5 protein-coding genes are annotated in these 2,185 nt (G+C 39.5%); 1 reads left to right on the top strand and 4 read right to left on the bottom strand.

Annotation, left to right across the window (positions count from 1 at the left end; all coding sequences use genetic code 11):
* Together BGI33_RS09370 and BGI33_RS09365 are read right to left on the bottom strand one after the other, a co-directional pair.
* The coding region (locus BGI33_RS09370; protein ID WP_180296967.1) for an Imm26 family immunity protein at nt 1-241 on the bottom strand (241 nt) is incomplete at its 3' end.
* Entirely contained in the window at nt 241-1,050 is an 810-nt protein-coding gene (locus tag BGI33_RS09365) for an RHS repeat-associated core domain-containing protein (protein WP_218965184.1), read from the bottom strand. The genes BGI33_RS09365 and BGI33_RS09370, both read right to left, overlap by 1 nt.
* Before the next feature lie 39 nt (nt 1,051-1,089).
* On the opposite strand from BGI33_RS09365, the gene BGI33_RS13530 reads away from it, so the two are divergent.
* Nucleotides 1,090-1,239: a hypothetical protein gene (locus tag BGI33_RS13530; protein WP_218965183.1), complete on the top strand. Its 150-nt coding sequence runs from the start codon at nt 1,090-1,092 to the stop codon at nt 1,237-1,239.
* 157 nt (nt 1,240-1,396) lie between these two features.
* Here BGI33_RS13530 and BGI33_RS09360 read toward each other — a convergent pair whose 3' ends face one another.
* Both BGI33_RS09360 and BGI33_RS09355 read right to left on the bottom strand, forming a co-directional pair.
* On the bottom strand, nt 1,397-1,882 hold the full coding sequence (locus tag BGI33_RS09360; RefSeq protein WP_100090935.1) for an immunity 26/phosphotriesterase HocA family protein: 486 nt from the start codon (nt 1,880-1,882) through the stop codon (nt 1,397-1,399).
* A 121-nt stretch (nt 1,883-2,003) separates the two neighbouring features.
* On the bottom strand, nt 2,004-2,185 hold a 182-nt coding region (locus BGI33_RS09355), incomplete at its 5' end, for a hypothetical protein (protein WP_218965182.1).

Raw genomic sequence — 2,185 nt, 5'->3', positions numbered from 1 at the left:
TGTCTAATATCACTGGTTCAATCAATCGCCGGGCTTGTTTGATTTCTGCCTCAGATATATCAGGAGAATTAGAAATGTTATCAAACAGCTCGGCAACATGACCAATAAAAATTTTGATAATAATTCTGCCAAAACAATATCTCTGTTCATCCAGCTTAAAGCAGAATATGTCTCCTGCCTTGATAAACCGTAGCATGGTGCGTGGTTTTTTATCCCAACCCCATAGTTTGAAATCACTCATCAGCATTTTCCTTTTCCTATACGACCATTCATACTATTGCCTTTCTTACTATGATAAGCTTCTTTGAATGCCTTAGCTCTGTCATCAGTGCGATTATGGTCAAATGAGTTATATTTATTTCCTCTATTTGTAGAAGAAATTTCCTCACCTATGGTACCGGTTCTGGTTTCGTGTATTTCAATATAGTATTGTTCGTACCCTCTGGCCTGACCATAGGTTACATTTTTTTCTAGTACTTCCATTCTTCCTGACGTTAATCTTCCCGTATCTCGATGTTCATTTCTTCTTCTTTCAACATTATTGGTAATACCAATGTAATAAGGCTTTGTTGCGCCAGGGTCATATAGTCCATAAACATGATATCCCTCAGCATTAACGGACGTTAATCCTAACGGATCCACCCAAGTCAACCCATTAGGTGCATACTGATACAGATTCAAGCCACCCAGCAACCCAATCGGGTCTGGCTGAGTAAATCTACCTATATCCGGATCATAATACCTGAAAGTATTATAATGTAAACCAGTTTCCCTGTCTAAATATTGACCCTGATATCTGAGGTTTTGCTCTACTGATTCATGTTCAATTTCATGAATCCGCTTTCCCCATAACTGAAAGCTACATTCCCACAGTATTTTACCGTTTGCATCGGTTAGTTCTTCTGGGCAGCCATTCAGGTCGGTATGGAAGTAGCGGATATGTTGTTCATAGTTGCCGTCTGTGTCTATCCGCGCCAGTGGTTCATAGCTGTCCTGGTCGGTATAGATATACAGGCTGGTGGGGTGATTCGGGCCGGTTTCCTGAATCATTCTTAAGCCGTCCCACAGGAAGCGGGTACGGTTGTAGGGTTGGCCTTCGCGGTCTATCTGATGCTTTTCAATACGCCGGCCAAGGGCGTCGTAAACATACCCATAACGCTGGCTGCGGCCTGTTTGCTCAATGCGTACTTCGCTCAGGCGGTGTTCGGCGTCGTAGTGGTAGTGCTGGGTGTCCAGTAGTTCTTTAATCTGAGTACGGCTGACCAGTTAGCGTATAAATCCAGGGCGATTTTTATTTAATCTGAGCATTATTGTGCTGGTTTCAGGGTATAGCACAAGTACTACTCCTGAAATAAATAAAAGCTGGAAAAAGTATCATACCCTTCCCAGCATGGTTTCAGATATCCTTTAATAATTCTTTTCTAATATTATAGTCACCCAATGGCGCTACACGAGGTAGGGATTCGGCTTCTTTTTCAGATATAGGAATTTCATTTTCCCAAATATCCATTTTTTTACACCACGGTTCTTCTCCATAGGTGAAATATACGCCATTCATATCGGTAGGCACATAGTTTTGTTGATGCCCGATTATTCTCCAGTCACTACCTTTTTCTATTTTCCTATCAAATAATGAGTAGCTGTCTAATATCACTGGTTCAATCAATCGCCGGGCTTGTTTGATTTCTGCCTCAGATATATCAGGAGAATTAGAAATGTTATCAAACAGCTCGGCAACATGACCAATAAAAATTTTGATAATAATTCTGCCAAAACAATATCTCTGTTCATCCAGCTTAAAGCAGAATATGTCTCCTGCCTTGATAAACCGTAGCATGGTGCGTGGTTTTTTATCCCAACCCCATAGTTTGAAATCACTCATCAGCATTTTCCTTTTCCTATACGACCATTTATACTATTGCCTTTCTTACTATGATAAGCATTCTTTTAATGCATTAGCTCTGGCATCAGTGCGTTAGTGATATTTAAACTATATGATAATTTTAAAAAACACCCTTTAGTTTTTTTCTTGATATCTTAATATCTTTGGCGATTATTTCAACATAAAATGAATCACTTTGAATAATATAATGAGTGTATTCTCCTACATCATATTTATCCCAATCAGGGAAAAAGGAACGTCTTTCAGCCTTTAATTTTTCCAACCATGATGACTCTGGAACAA

The organism is Snodgrassella alvi, assembly GCF_002777425.1.
Taxonomy (GTDB): Bacteria; Pseudomonadota; Gammaproteobacteria; order Burkholderiales; family Neisseriaceae; genus Snodgrassella; species Snodgrassella alvi_B.
This window is presented reverse-complemented; position numbering and strand designations above follow the sequence as displayed.